The sequence below is a fragment of the Pedobacter sp. genome, from assembly GCF_031119335.1.
GTDB lineage: Bacteria > Bacteroidota > Bacteroidia > Sphingobacteriales > Sphingobacteriaceae > Pedobacter.
Window position 1 is genome coordinate 75186 of record NZ_JAVHXT010000016.1, and the last position, 15631, is coordinate 90816.

Genomic DNA, 15631 nt, shown 5'->3' on the forward strand with positions numbered 1-15631 from the left:
GAAATTAAAATGCTGCTCTTAAACCAAACGTGTAGACTTTAGCAATCGGGAAACGACTCGAGTCTAGTCCTGCACTTAAATCGTTATTAAACAAATTGGATGTTTCTGGATTTGGACCTGGATAGTTCGTAATTGTGAATAAATTTGTGCCAGTTGCATTAACTTCTAAACTTTTGATGAAACCCGTTTTAGCTAACCAAGTTTTAGGTAAAGCGTAAGCTAAAGTCACATTCTTCAGCCTAATAAAAGATCCGTCGTAAACGTAGTAGCTAGAAATCAAAGCATTTTGATTTGGATCTCCATAAACGGCTCTAGGAATGTTACTTGGCGCATCTGGTCTCCAACGATTATAAGCCAAATCCATTTTATTCTCTCCAGATGCAACTGCAGCATAATTTACATTAGCAGATAATGTACTCCAACGTAAATCATTTCCTTGCGAATAGGTAAATAATGCGATTAGACTTAATCCTTTGTATCTAAACGTATTTGTAAAACCACCCATTACATCAGGAAGTGCATTTCCAATTACAGTTTGATCGTCGGAAGTAATTCTACCATCACCATTTAAATCCCTAAACTTAATATCCCCAGGTCGTGTATTTGCATTTTGATAAACACCTGTAGATGAACCTGCATTTAAAGCATCTAACTCCGCCTGAGTTTGGATCAGCCCATCGGCCACACGGCCATAAATTAAACCGAATGGAGCACCTATTCTTAAGTTATAACCCGTAGAAGGTGGAGAAATATTTCCGGTAGCTGGATTGAAAAAGTCACTGTTTAGCGAAACGAGCTTGTTTCTATTAAAGGAAGCATTTACCGACAAGTTCCATTGAAAATCTTTTGCTTTAATGATATCGCCGTTTAGCGTAATCTCGAAACCTTTATTTTGACTACGCCCTAGATTAGCAATTGTACTTGCAAAACCTGAACTCCCTGGCAATACCACTGTAAAAAGTAAGTCCTTGGTATCTTTCACATAGTAATCTAAAGTACCTCCCAAACGGCCTTTAAACAATTCAAAATCTAAACCTACATCGGTTTGTGTAGTTAATTCCCATTTTAAACGGTTGTTACCTAACTGGGTTTGAATAACAGCCGGTAATCCGCCATATTGATCTGCCTCGAAAAGTGTACGCCATTGATACGGGCCAAAATTTTGTTGTCCAGTTAAACCAATGCTGGCACGTATTTTCAGCTCATTTAAGAAATTAACTCCTTTTAGAAAGTTTTCTTCAGACAACCTCCACGCTCCAGAAATGGTTGGAAAAAATGCCCATTTGTTCTCTTTCGCAAATTTCGAAGAACCGTCTGTACGAGCAGATAAGCTTAGCATATATTTTCCTTTGTAGGCATAGTTTGCTCTACCAAAAAACGATGCTAAACCGCTCTGTGTTTTGCCTCCCTGTATGATAAAATTGCTGCTCGCACTTGAAAGATTATTTAAAATATCATCTTGCGGGAAACCCATTCCAGAAGCCGAAATAAATTCGGTATTATCTCCTTGCCACGATGCGCCAAAAACAGCATCAACAGCGTGATCGCCACCAAATACTTTATTGTAATTTAATGTATTTTCCCATAAGTGAGATAAATATTGCGTGCTACTTTGTTGTCCATAACCAGATCCATCGCCTGTTGCTCTGCCCCATCCACCGCGTACGGTTTGGCTTGGATAAAAATTCCGCAATGCACCATTATTATAATTTACCGACAGTACAGAACGTAATTTGAAATCTTTCGCAATAGTAGCTTCTCCATAAATTGAACCGAAAACTTGCGCTGTAGTATTCCTATTATTAGCTTTTGACAACGCCACCGGATTTTCTGATGATAGACCTTCAGAAAACGTGAAAGTTCCATCTGGATTATATACAGGCAAATCGGGACGAAAATTGTAAATACGAGTAAGCAAGTTTGCATCTGGAGAAGTCTGGTTAGAAGAAGAAAGATTTAGAGAAGTACCAAACTTGATATTTTTTGATGCAGCAATATCTAAATTTACCAACGCATTGTAGCGTTTAAAATCTGAGTTTACAAATGTTCCATCTTGGTTCATTGTACCAAAACTCACATAATAATTCGCCTTATCTGTTGCGCCACTGGCTGCTACATTAATATTTCTAGAAAGCGCACTTTCTGGACTTACTTCTTTTTCCCAATCTGTATCCGCATCCCTAAAGTAGGTGCCATTTTTAATTTGTTGTACTTGTAACGCTGTTGACGTTGAATTGTTAGCTGCCTCTGTCCAAATTTCTCTAAACTGGGCTGCGTTTAAAACATTTTGCGTTTGTGCTTCTTGTAAACTTATTGTAGTATTAAAAGTATAGCTTGGTCCAGTCTTGGCACTTCCTTTTTTTGTAGTGATAATTACAACACCATTAGCAGCTCTTGAACCATAAATTGCAGTTGCCGAAGCATCTTTCAATATAGTCATACTCTCAATATCTGCTGGATTTAAGTTATTTAACGGTGAACTTAAACCTTGATTAATCAATTCGGTATTTAAAGCATTACCGTTAGCTGGAATATTTCCTTCAGCTACTACAGGCACACCATCTACTACATATAAAGGCTGATTAGAACCTAACAAAGATGAAGCCCCTCTAATACGAACCCTTGTTGCTGCACCAGGCTGACCGCTCTCTTGAATTACCATTACCCCTGCCGCTCTACCCTGCAAAGCCTGTTCTACGTTAATGGTTGATGGCAAATCTTTAATAGCATCGCCAGAGATGGTTGCTAATGAGCCTGTCACATCTGTTTTTTTCTGTGTACCATAGGCGATGATAACCGTTTCCTCCAACTTATTGGTAGTCATTTGTAGTGTTACATCAATTTTGGTTTGCTTGCCAACTTTAATTTCGCGAGTATCGAAACCTATATAGCTGAATACTAGAACTGCATTTTCATCGGGCACCGTGATACTGTAATTACCATTTTGATCTGTAGAAGTTAACGTGCCACTACCCTTTACTTGCACATTTACTCCTGGCAGCGGTTGGTTATTTTGGTCTAAAACCTTCCCTGTAAGTCGTATCGCCTTAAAGTAATCGCCAATAGTTTCAAAGAAACCTTTTGGCTGATCGTAAAGCACTACGGTTTTGTTTCTAATGGTATAAGTAAATCTTTGTCCATCGAAAACCTTTTTTAATACGTTTTCAAATTCTTCGTTACTTACCGATATATTTATCGGTTTTGCATTTTTGATGGTGGTATTTCCGTAAACGAAATCATATCCACTTTGTGCACCAATTTTTTGAAGCACTGTAACTAAAGTCTCGTTTTTTTCGTTAAGTGTGATTTTCTGCGCATAGGTATTTCCTTGCACCTTAAACACACCTGCTAAAATCAATAAAATGATTATCCTCATCACTTTCCACAATTTAGACTGCAAGGCCCACAGTCCTGTCAATTTTGACACGTAAATTTTATACATTTGTTTAGTTTGGTTGTTAGTTGATAATTGTTGTTAAGTCCAATAAATGTTGAGCGATAAATCAAACTTTTGCAGGTCCTGATTGCAGTCGGGGCCTGTTTTTTTTGACTTACCGTTTAAATGTTAGTCATTCGATAAAACGGTAATCCTCCTTCCTTCAGCTTTAAATTCTACAAATCCTGTGAGTTGGAGCGCTTCTAATATTTTCGAAATTGGCTGCGACCTGGATACTTGTCCGCCAAAGCGTTCTTTAGTTATTTCACCTTCGTAAACTACTTCCACATTGTACCATCTGGCAATTTTTCGCATTAAACTTTCTATACTTTCATTGCTGAAAACAAACTTTCCATCTTTCCAGTCTATTACTTCTTCAGTTTTTACCGTCGTTACTCGAATACCTCTGGCATTGACAATAGCTTGTTGATTAGGCTGAAGGATCTCCTCAAACCCCGAAGCTTCCGATTTGACCTTTACACTACCTTCTACCAGAGTGGTACCTACAGTACTTTCGTCTGGGTAATTACTGATGTTGAAATGGGTGCCTAGTACTTCCACAGTTTGCGCCTTCGTTCTTACCCTAAAAGGATGAAGATCGTCTTTCTTGACTTCAAAATATGCTTCGCCCTCAAGCGTTACTTCACGAAGATTTTTGCTGGCAAAGTCGGTAGCATATTGAAGGGAAGATGCTGCATTTAACCAAACTCGCGAACCATCTGGCAAGAGCACTTGGTAAGTTTGTCCGTTAGCCGTAGAAAGTGTGTTTAACCCGCCGTTGTTTGTTCGTTTAGCAGCTAAAGGCTGAATTTCATAGATTAATTGCCCGTCTACTGTTTTGTAAGCCACCAGACCATCTTGCTGTAATACCTCTCCCGACTTTAAACTTCCCAAATCTATCTTCCTCCCATCTGCCAAGATTAATGTTGCTGCAGTTTTACCAGCTGCAATATCATTAGCAATGTAAAAACGGTTTTTATCGGCACTATTGTATAATAACACACCAAGCATTATTAAAACAATAGCTGCCGCAGATGCAATCCATTTATATAACTTAAACGATTTGGTATTTTTAATAGGTATCACTTTGGCGACATCGATTTGTTGCCACATTTCTTGTTGAGCGGTTTCTAATTCATCATCACTGTAATCAGCACTCCCATCCATGTTAAAATGATGCAGCCAAACCATCAATTCCTGTTCCTCAGAACTGGAAAGATTTCCGTTTCGTAACTTAGCTACTAACTCATTTACTTTAACAATATCCATTCGTTTTTATAATGCTTGTTATAGGTATAACAACTCATCTTTTAAAAATGGGTACAAGGAAATGAAAAAAAGTTAATTTTCTTGTTAACGAAGAATATAAAGCACGTAAATAACTAAGCCGAACTTGTCTTTTAGCAGCTTAGCAGCCCTTTTTAACTGTGTAGAAACGGTGTGTTCAGAAAGATCCAATTTCTCTGCAATAGCTTTGGTACTTAGGAAATATTGTTTTTTCAGTTGATAGATTTCTCGCATGCGTGGTGGCATGGCTTCAATTTCCCGATCAATCATGGCTTTAATTTCCTTTTCACGGATCAGGAAATCGGTGTCGTTGCTTACAGCGGTTACACTGTTAATTTGTTCTGTTTCGAAGCGTTGCAGTACATCTTTGTGTTTGTAGATATTTAACACTTTATTTAGCACTGCCTTATAAAGATACGCAGATACCTGCAAGTCTGGCTCTAAATTGGCTCTTTGATCCCAAAAGCGAACAAAAACTTCCTGCACAACATCTTTTGCCTCTTCTTTATCTGCTAGTTTTCGATGAGCATAAACCAATAACAAAGCACTATACCTCGTGTACAACTCATAAAATGCCTGCTCGTTACCGTTCTTTATTTCTAGAATGAGTTCGGCATCCAATAAGTTTGATTTCGTTTTTTTGGTCATGAGGCTTTAAACAGCGTCTTTATCGTTTTAAGGTAAGAAATTGCTGTTAAAAATAGAAAAACAAAACGAGTTTGCTAGCTTTCTTTCTGCCTCTAAGGATAAAGCAGATATTTCTTTCTCATTTCCTTGTAAGCTTTTAGCCCTGGCTCCCAGCCTGCTCTTATGGTTTCAATAGGCACACCATCGATAATTTGTTGTCTAAAATCGCCGCGGCCAATTTGAATTTCGATGTTATTCATTTGATTGCTGAACTTAGACTCAAAAAACTGTTCCTTTTTAGGATGTGCTTTGTAGAGTTCCATAATCCACTCGAAATTGATTTTTTTGCTTTTTACTAACTTCTGCGTATCATAGTTGCGCAGATCAATACCATAGCAAACTTCATCCATAAAAATTGGGCTTTCGGCCATGCCTTTAATGCTTTTTGGCGTAAAGTTGAAACTGTAAATTCCCTTGTAAGCCGGACTTCCCAAGATGGTAAAAGGATCATAAGTCCCACGACCGTGGTTTACATATACGCCCTCGAACATACACACGCTTGGATACAACAAAATAGCCTGTTGTGTATTCAAATTTGGTGATGGTGGCACCGGCAAAGTGTAAGGCATATCGTGGTTATAATTAGCCACAGGAATGATTTTTAAATCCGCTTTTACTTTATTTGTTAACCAACCTTCGCCATTTGCCATTTGTGCAAACTCGGCAACGGTTAACCCATGCGACATAGGAATTGGAAACATTCCAATACCCGATTTATACTTCATATCCAATATCGGCCCATCAATTAAATACGCATTTGGATTAGGACGATCTAAAATTAAAAGTGTCTTTTTATTCGCTTCACAAGCTTCCATTAAACGAGATAACGCATTGATATTGGTATAGAAACGTACACCTACATCCTGCAAATCGTAAATTAAGATATCTACATCTTGCAAATCTTCATTACTTGGCTTATTCTTTTTGCCATATAATGAAATAATAGGAATACCTGTACGTTGATCAACCTCATCAGAAACTTTTGCCCCAGCACTAGCATTACCTCTAAAACCATGCTCAGGACCAAACACTTTTACAATGTTAACTCCCAATTTTTGCAAACTATCAACGAGATGTGTTTTCCCAATAATGGAAGTCTGGTTGGCTAATATGGCTACCCTCTTATCTTTAATTAAGGGTAAGTACAACTCTGTTTGTTCTGCACCGGTTTTTATTCCAGAGTGAGTGATATCTGTTTTGGTTGCCTTAATTTTTGGCGAACATGAGAATAATAGCGCAGCAACAGCTAAGAAGGAAAACAATTTCATGGTTATCTATTTGATTTAACGATAAAGATAATCAACAAATCTAAAAAAGCATCACAGATTTTACTTGTTTTTGCAGGTTTTTGCAACATTTTTGAAACTTACCTTAGAATATTCTATCGTAAGCTTAGCCAGCCTATTTCTCCGCCACTTGTACTTACCAACTGAAAATCCTCGAAATTACCTAGTACATTTACGGTTTGCCCCACATTAAGTGTTGTTTTAACACCAGCTATTGCATTTGGATAATCGAGCAATTGCTGATTTGACACTGCAATTTTACGTGTATTTAGTGGTTTTGTTTCTACTAGAGATTTATGAGCTACATAAGCTATTTTGCCATTTGGAAGTTCTATTTTATATTGATTTCCAACAGCTGCCAAAACTCTTACCACTGTGCTTTGCTTTAAACTTTCTGGATTTAACAACTCTTGATTGTCAGCCACGTCTACCGATCTGTTTAAAGTACGAAGCGTAGCATTAAGTTTAGCAATATCACTACTGATATTTTGTACAGCAGGAATTAATGGATCAACAAACGGCAACGGATCTACCGCACCTTCACTGGTATAAATGCCGAAATGTAGATGTGGCGGTGTCGTTTTGGCATTGCCTGTATTCCCCATTAGTCCTACGGTATCTCCTATTAACACTTGCTGCCCAGCAGTGGCTACCTGCTCATCTAAATGTGCGTAATATAAAGTATAGTCTTTCCCTTTTGGACGAAGCCAAACTACTTTTCCGCCTAGATTATTTTCGTTAACACGAGTTACGGTGCCTTCGGCAATTGCCAGAACTGGCGTTCTAAAGCCCGAAAAAATATCAATTCCTTCATGTCTTCGAGTATTGTTATCTCTACCTACACCATAAAAACTTTGAATTTGCTTTCTATTTACTGCTTTTAAGGGGTATGCCAAAGATGGACCAATAGCCAACTCTAAAGTATAAGAGCCACTCCCTAACAATTCTGGCTGTAAACGCAAGAAATACTCCCCACTCCTTTTCGCTTCCAATTGTATTTGTGCACCTAAACTATCGGCAAATGCGAGTACTTTGAACTCACCATCGTCTTTTCGTTCCCAAATATCCATGTAAATAGCGAAATTGCTTACCGATTGTTTAGCTAACCTAGCGGTAAGTAATTGCCCACGCTGTAGCGTGAACTTAAAACTAGCGCCATCAACTTTATCTGCTGCGAAATAACCAGTTTCTTTGTAGGGTACTTTTACACCAACGGCATTCGGCAATAAACTATTGGCTTTGGTGATCCAAGCTCTGCCCATTGTATTTTGATCTAAACCAGCATTAACCAGCTTCCTTTCATATTGTTGGTGTGGCGATGCTGGCTTTAATAAATTGAATGGTCCACTCTTACAAGCAACTGTTAAAGAAATCAGAATTAATAAATAGAACGGCTTAAACTCCATAAAAACGACTTATTTTGTTAAAATCACATCTACCATGTGAGGTAAAAGACTAACATTCCAAGTAGGCAATTTAACTTCCTTTATTTCATCATCTACATGAATGTCTTTTGTATCAGAAGAGATTTTAATCTGATTTACAGGTACAGACTTAATTGGAAAAATGGGTTTCTTACCTGCAGCCATTTCTTCGAAATACTTGATTAAAACTGGGCGTTGATTAGCTTTAACCACAACTAATTCTAACAAACCATCACCTGGATCTGCTTTTGCCAACTGTAATTTAGGTCCTAAGCGAGAGATATTGAGCAACTCAATCATTAAGAACTCGTCGCTTACCTCTTTTCCGTCGTAAACCATTGACGCTTTGATAGGTTCGTAATGCTTAGCTAAGTGCAATAAAGCATTGTGAGCTTGTTTTACCTCATCTTCTGGTTCTTCTGAGGATGTCGAAGGTTTTTCATCCATCCATTTCATTAAAGCGGGAAACAAGCCAAAACCGAAGGATTCGATAAAATATTCTTCATCTTTACGAGTTCTAGCCACACCAATGTCCAATTTTTGAAATTTTTCCTTTCGCCAAGCATCTGTATTTAATCTTAAGTTTTCTTCTATCGCTAAAGAACTAGCAATGTTATTCGCCGTTCCCAAAGGTAAAACTGCTACTGGTCTTTTGTACTTTAGCTTTTTATCTAGCATGGCTAAAATCGCTTTGCGCACAGTGCCGTCACCACCTGCAACTGCAATATACTTTACATCTGTAGCTACTTTTTTAAGGATTTTCTTTTTTGAGGATGAATAATTGCACTTGTAACCTGCCGCCTGCAATAGCTCAACTAGATGATCAGCTTCGTGCTCTTCGGCGCCAGCTGTTGGGTTGTGTATCAACTGTATTTTGGTCTGCTCAATTTTCATAAGACTAATCTATTTTCATTTCTTGTCAACAATAACAGTCTACAATAGTTTTTAATACATCACCAAAAATTAATGAATATGAATATCTTAATCACAAACGACGACGGTATATATAGTCCGGGGATAGCGGCTTTAGCACAAACAGCATTGAAATTTGGAACTGTACGAGTGGTTGCGCCAGACGTAGAACAATCTTCAATGGGCCATGCCATTACTCATTCTAGACCATTGACTTATAAAAAATCACCCATAACATTTGAAGGAATTGAAGCTTTCCGTGTAAATGGTACACCTGCCGATTGCGTAGCCTTGGGTTTACACATGTATCCCGACACAGATGTTGTTTTATCAGGCATTAATATGGGACCCAATTTAGGTAATGCGATGTGGCACTCTGGCACATTGGCAGCAGCAAAACAAGCTGTACTTTTTGGTGTTAAGGGAATTGCCTTAAGTACACCTGTAGGTAATACAGAACCAGATTTCGACACGCTTAAACCATTTGTTGAGCAATGCTTAACCAAATTATTGGAGACAGATGAAATTGCTTTGTACAATATCAATTTCCCTAAAAAACCTACCGGCATTAAATGGACCAGACAGTCGGTTGCTTTATACGACGGTACGGTTATTCCAAGTGAAGATCCAATGGGCAGAAGAAACTTTTGGATCTCGGTAAGATCATTAGAACAAGCTGAAGAAAACAGTGACAGATGGGCTATGGAACGCAACTACGTATCTATAACTCCATTAAGGCTAGATTTAACTGACGAACAACGATTGAAAGAAAAGTTAGGCACCGATGATGTTATCGGCTATCAAGGACTTGGCACTAGTTAACTGTTAGCTTATTTTACATACAAAAAACATTGAATACATATTGATTTCGCACTTTTGATTTCAATTTTATTTAGAATTTATGAGTTTAGAAAATAAAGTAGCCTACATTACAGGCGGTACAAAAGGGATAGGATTTGGAATTGCTAAAGCATTGGTTGATGCAGGTTTAAAAGTGGCAATTTCGGGTAGAAATTTAGCAGATGTAGAAAAAGCTGCTGAAGAGTTAAGCAGTGAAAATGTTTTAGCCATTTCCTCTAATGTAGCTGATTACACTGATGAAGAAGCTGCAGTTGCAACTATAGTGGAGAAGTTTGGGAAGTTGGATATTGTGATTGCCAATGCTGGAGTAGGCAAGTTTGGCCCTATAGATCAGCTAAGTTTAGAGGATTGGAATGCGATGATTGATACGAACTTAACGGGTGTTTTCCATACCTTAAAAGCTACCGTTGAACAACTGAAAGCTAATAAAGGTTATTATATTTCTATCGCAAGTTTAGCAGGAACTAATTTCTTTGCAGGCGGCGCTGGTTACAATGCTTCTAAATTTGGCGTGGTTGGTTTTACCCAAGCAGCGATGTTAGATTTGAGAGAATACGATGTGAAAACCACTACCATTATGCCGGGTTCTGTAACTTCTCATTTTAACGGTCACCAACCAAATGATGCAGATGGCTGGAAAATACAACCAGAAGATTTAGGTCAGATGGTGGTTGATTTACTGAATTTAAATCCGAATGTGCTTCCTTCAAAAATTGAAGTTAGACCAACTAGGACTAAATAGATTGAAATAAGTTAGGTGAAGACACCCAACTTTAGAACTCTAGTTCTATTGGTGGGTGTCCCCACCCACCAATTCTTTCAATACCAACAACATATTAATCTCTATGATGAGTAAGTATACCAAATTCGTCAATCCCTTTTTCGTAAAACTTAGCACTGCTCCACCTATAATCCTCTTCCAAATCAGTCAACTTCCATTTTTCTTGCAAAGGATTTCTATGTATATAGCTTAACTTCTGTTCTAAAATATTAATACTGCTTAAAGGAATAGCAAGCGGATCTCTTTTCCAAAAATGGTAACTTCTATCGCTAACGTTTGATTTGTATAAATCCAATTTATTAGGCTCAAAAGTTCTCAAATATTTTTGAAATTGATGTGCTGTAAATTTCATAAAACTGCCAACTGTCGTTTCATTTCCATTATTACCTAAGGTTTTCCAAATCAAATGGATGTGGTTAGGCATAATGACAAAAGCATAAACAACTGCCAAATTATTTTTAACCAAGTGAGAAAGTGAATCAATGATTAACGTTTTAATTTGATCATTGTTTAGTAACGGATAGAAATTATTAATTGTCGCTGTGAAAAAATATATCACATCATTGGTCATTTGACCTTGCCTTCTATGGAATAAGTTCATTTTGTTTCATCCTCATCTAAAAACATAATTAATTTAATGAAGTTGGGTGAGGACACCCAACTTTAGAGCGATATAAACTACTACTGGTGGATGTCTTCAACCTTTCAAACTCTTTCTCCTAAATGTAATTATTTTAAAATGAGGTTGCAACTTTAAAACATCGTGTTGTATTCTAATTGAAGTAAGCCCCACTAGGACTAAATAGATTTCTTAGCCACAGATGCACAGATAAATATTTTTCAAAGAAATCTGTGCATCTGTGGCTTTTCTATGCCCTTCAAAAAATTATAAACAGACCCTACATTTGTATTATCATTTGTAGGTCAACGTATTGCCGCTGCAAAAAATATATTATCAACAGCACAGAAACACAAGCAATATTTTCTTACCTTTGTATCCCGTACAAAAAGCAACAAAATGTATTTGTTGCAGCAAAAATTCATCCATGACTAAGTATATTTTTGTTACGGGCGGTGTTACTTCCTCGTTAGGAAAAGGCATCATTTCCGCATCTTTAGCTAAACTTTTACAAGCCAGAGGTTACCGAGTAACCATCCAAAAGTTCGACCCTTATATCAATATTGATCCAGGAACATTGAACCCTTACGAGCACGGCGAATGTTTTGTAACTGAAGACGGCGCAGAAACAGATTTAGACTTAGGTCACTATGAGCGTTTCTTGAATGTTCCTACTTCTCAAGCCAACAACATCACCACTGGCCGTATTTACCAAAACGTAATTAATAAGGAACGTCAGGGCGAATTTTTAGGTAAAACCGTACAGGTAGTACCTCACATCACTGATGAAATTAAACGCAACATGCGTATTTTGGGTGAAAGTGGCGAATACGATATCGTCATTACAGAAATTGGTGGTACAGTTGGCGATATCGAATCATTACCTTTCGTAGAGGCTGTTCGTCAGTTTAAGTGGGAAGAAGGCAACAACAATGCTTTGGTAATTCACTTAACTTTAGTTCCATATCTAGCTGCTGCAGGCGAGTTAAAAACCAAACCTACGCAACACTCTGTTAAAGCATTATTGGAATACGGCATCCAGCCGGATATTTTGGTTTGCAGGACAGAACACCCAATAAGTCAAGATATTAGAAGAAAAATTGCTTTATTCTGTAACGTTAACATCAACGCGGTAGTCGAATCTATGGATGCATCTACCATTTATGATGTACCATTATTGATGTACAAAGAGCAATTGGATAAAACTGTACTAAGTAAACTGAAACTTCCTACTAAGGCAGATCCTGATATGGAAAGCTGGAAAGATTTCTTAGGTCGTTTGAAAAACCCAACTTCTGAGGTTAAATTAGGTTTAGTAGGGAAATATGTGGAGTTACCTGACGCTTATAAATCTATTACTGAAGCATTTATTCATGCTGGTGCAAAAAACGAATGTAAAGTTCGTGTAGAATACATTCCATCTGAAAGTATCTATGCTGATAACGTAAAAGAGAAATTAGGTCATTTAGATGGCGTACTGGTTGCTCCTGGTTTCGGTAGTCGTGGTATTGAAGGAAAAATTGACGCCATTAAATATGTAAGAGAGAATAATGTTCCTTTCTTCGGCATCTGTTTAGGTATGCAATGTTGCGTAATTGAGTTTGGCAGAAATGTTTTAGGATTAAAAGATGCTAACACTACCGAAATCGACGAAAATGCGCCTCACCAGGTAATTAATATGATGGAAGAGCAAAAAAGTATTACTACAAAAGGCGGTACCATGCGTTTAGGTGCTTATCCTTGTGATATCAAGAAAGGTACCAAAGCTTTTGCTGCTTATGGAAAACAACATATTTCTGAAAGACATCGCCACCGTTACGAATTTAACAACGAATATTTAGCGCAATACGAAGCTGCTGGAATGATTGCTTCAGGTATCAACCCAGAAAGTAAATTAGTAGAAATTGTGGAATTGAAAAACCATCCATTTTTTGTAGGTGGGCAGTTCCATCCAGAATTAAAATCAACAGTTGCTAATCCTCACCCACTTTTTATTAAATTTGTGGCCGCTGCAATGGAGCATGCAAAAAAGAAAACGAATTAAAAGCAGTATCAAAAACAAATAATGGATAGAAATACCTTTACGGGTCTGTTCCTAATCATGATTATTTTAGCTGGTGGTGTGTTCTTTATGAGACCATCTGAAGCCGAAATCAAAAGAGAAAAACAGGTACAAGACTCGATCGCAAATGCAGGCAAAAAAACTCCTGCAAAAACACAACCCGCTGTAGAAGTGGTAAAAACTGTCGACACAGCAGCACTTCAAGGGCCATTTGGCACAAATCTTACTGGCACAGAACAAGCTACCGTACTTGAAAACGAAAACCTAAAAGTTACTTTAAGCAATTTAGGTGGCAAAATCCGATCGGTTGAAGTTAAAAACGAAAAAACCTACACTGGCAAGCCGCTAATCTTATTTGACGGCAACCAAAATAAATTCGGTCTTAATCTAAATATCGGTGGTAAAATCACCAATACTAACGATTTATATTTTACTGCTACCAAAACTGGCAATGGCGTTACCATGCGTGCCAATTACAGTGCAGATAAATATGTAGATTTCGTTTACACACTCCCTACAGAAGGTAACAATGTCGATTTCAATATTAACCTAAATGGTTTAAACCAAGTTGTGCAAGGTAATAGTGTAAACTTAAATTGGGAAACTACATTATTACAGCAAGAAAAAGATGCGAAGAAAGAGCAAGAGCACTCTGGACCGTACTTTAAATATGTAGAAGAAACTCCAGATCATTTAGATTTACATAAAGACGAGAAAAAAGAATTGACAGAAGGTAAAATTGAATGGTTTTCATTCAAACAACACTTCTTCTCTGCAGTTTTAATTCCGTCTGTTCCTTTCGAAAAAGGTAATTTGGAGACAAAAGTATCTACAGAACCAGGGAAAATTAAATGGTATGGTGCTAATATGCAAATGCCATTTAATCAATTAGCGGCTCAAAATTATAACTTCAAGTTCTATTTCGGAACCAACAAGTTCAGTACGCTAAAAGCACAAGGTCACGAAATAGAAAAACAGGTAGATTTAGGTTACTGGCCATTAAAATACATTAACCGTTTTGTGGTATTACCTGTGTTTAACTTTTTAGAAGGATTTAACTGGGGTTATGGCTTAATCATCTTAGTCTTAACCATTCTCTTGAAACTTGCAATGTCGCCATTAACTTACAAATCGTACGTTTCTATGGCTAAAATGAGAGTTTTAAAACCAGAAATGGATGAGATCAAAGCTAAAGTTGGTGAAGACAACCCTACCCTTTTACAACAGGAATATTTGAAATTGTACAAGCAAGTTGGTGTAAATCCATTGGGTGGTTGTTTGCCTATGTTGCTACAATTACCGTTTGTAATGGCATTCTTCTTCTTCTTCCCTAACTTGTTTGAATTAAGAGGAGAAAGCTTCTTGTGGATGAAAGATTTGTCGACTTACGATAACTTCATCAACTTCGGTTTCAACATTCCTTTTATTGGCGACCACTTAAGTTTGATGTGTATTTTGATGACCATTTCTACATTGATCTACACTTACTTTAACAATCAAATTTCTGGTGCTACAGGACAAATGAAATACATTGGTTACATTATGCCAATCATTTTCCTAGGGGTTCTAAACAGCTATCCATCAGGATTAAACTATTACTATTTCTTGGCAAACATGCTTACCTTCTTGCAACAGTTTTTAATTAGAAAGATGGTAAATGATGATAAAATCCACGCCATTTTGCAAGAGAATAAGGCGAAGCCAAAAGTAGAGAAAAAGAAATCTGGTTTCCAAGCTCGCTTAGAAGACTACATGCGTCAGCAACAGCAGCAGGCTAACCAAAAGAAAAAATAGCAACAACAAAACAAAACAATAATACAGAAAGCACCAGCAATGGTGCTTTTTTTATGGAACTAACTCCTCATTGCGAGGTAAGAAGCAATCTTTCCTTTATCCTTAATGAACTGAAAAAGTAGCATTATGTTAACAGCTTCTTCTGCCTATTGTTGGTGTTATCACCAACAATGCTAATTCATTTTAGTCGGTGATAACCTAAACCGAAACAAAAATAATGTTTCAGTTAATGACGATACAAACCAAGGAAAAATTTCAAAGCATTAGATTTCTCCTATCTTCGAAATGACGGACTACCGTTTAAACGATAATTCTACACATTTATGTTTCAGTTGGTGATAACACCAACTGAAGGAGAAATGAACTGAAAAAAGTAGCATTATGTTAACAGCTTCCTCTTTTCGACAAAACGACATAATGCTTTAAGATTGCTTCGTGCCTCGCAATGACGCGTTGATTAAACTTTGTAATATTTCCCTTAA

Annotated in this window: 11 protein-coding genes; 4 read left to right on the forward strand and 7 right to left on the reverse strand. The window is 37.3% G+C overall.

From position 1 onward, the window contains the following. Positions 1–4: 4 nt before the first annotated feature. The 6 genes from REI64_RS15530 to REI64_RS15555 all read right to left on the reverse strand — a co-directional run bounded on the left by REI64_RS15530 (position 5) and on the right by REI64_RS15555 (position 9014). Entirely contained in the window at positions 5–3442 is a 3438-nt protein-coding gene (locus REI64_RS15530) for a TonB-dependent receptor (protein WP_308851057.1), read from the reverse strand. A 123-nt stretch (positions 3443–3565) separates the two neighbouring features. Beyond that, positions 3566–4705 (reverse strand): FecR domain-containing protein, encoded by a 1140-nt coding sequence (locus REI64_RS15535; protein ID WP_308851058.1) that lies wholly within the window; start codon positions 4703–4705, stop codon positions 3566–3568. A gap of 84 nt (positions 4706–4789) precedes the next feature. Further along, positions 4790–5371 carry an RNA polymerase sigma-70 factor gene (locus REI64_RS15540; RefSeq protein WP_308851059.1) on the reverse strand — a complete coding sequence of 194 codons (582 nt, stop codon included), beginning with the start codon at positions 5369–5371 and terminating at the stop codon, positions 4790–4792. Between the two features lie 92 nt (positions 5372–5463). Beyond that, positions 5464–6678, reverse strand: coding sequence for a DUF1343 domain-containing protein (locus tag REI64_RS15545; protein ID WP_308851060.1), 1215 nt, complete (start codon positions 6676–6678; stop codon positions 5464–5466). A gap of 113 nt (positions 6679–6791) precedes the next feature. Next, on the reverse strand, positions 6792–8102 hold the full coding sequence (locus tag REI64_RS15550) for a M23 family metallopeptidase (protein WP_308851061.1): 1311 nt from the start codon (positions 8100–8102) through the stop codon (positions 6792–6794). A 9-nt stretch (positions 8103–8111) separates the two neighbouring features. Further along, complete coding sequence (locus REI64_RS15555) at positions 8112–9014, reverse strand: diacylglycerol kinase family protein (protein ID WP_308851062.1); 903 nt, start codon at positions 9012–9014, stop codon at positions 8112–8114. Between the two features lie 78 nt (positions 9015–9092). Between REI64_RS15555 and surE the strand changes: the two genes are divergently transcribed. Then, on the forward strand, positions 9093–9854 hold the full coding sequence (surE, locus tag REI64_RS15560) for a 5'/3'-nucleotidase SurE (RefSeq protein ID WP_308851063.1): 762 nt from the start codon (positions 9093–9095) through the stop codon (positions 9852–9854). A 79-nt stretch (positions 9855–9933) separates the two neighbouring features. Continuing rightward, positions 9934–10635 carry an SDR family oxidoreductase gene (locus REI64_RS15565; RefSeq protein WP_308851064.1) on the forward strand — a complete coding sequence of 234 codons (702 nt, stop codon included), beginning with the start codon at positions 9934–9936 and terminating at the stop codon, positions 10633–10635. A gap of 94 nt (positions 10636–10729) precedes the next feature. Here REI64_RS15565 and REI64_RS15570 read toward each other — a convergent pair whose 3' ends face one another. Beyond that, a complete protein-coding gene (locus tag REI64_RS15570; protein ID WP_308851065.1) occupies positions 10730–11275 on the reverse strand; it encodes a transposase in 546 nt (181 codons plus the stop codon). A gap of 445 nt (positions 11276–11720) precedes the next feature. Here REI64_RS15570 and REI64_RS15575 point away from each other — a divergent pair, with 445 nt between their 5' ends. Together REI64_RS15575 and yidC are read left to right on the forward strand one after the other, a co-directional pair. After that, complete coding sequence (locus REI64_RS15575) at positions 11721–13337, forward strand: CTP synthase (RefSeq protein ID WP_308851066.1); 1617 nt, start codon at positions 11721–11723, stop codon at positions 13335–13337. Between the two features lie 21 nt (positions 13338–13358). Further along, the gene (gene yidC / locus REI64_RS15580) at positions 13359–15149 is read left to right on the forward strand and encodes a membrane protein insertase YidC (protein WP_308851067.1); all 1791 of its coding nucleotides are present in this window, start codon (positions 13359–13361) and stop codon (positions 15147–15149) included. Positions 15150–15631 lie beyond the last annotated feature (482 nt).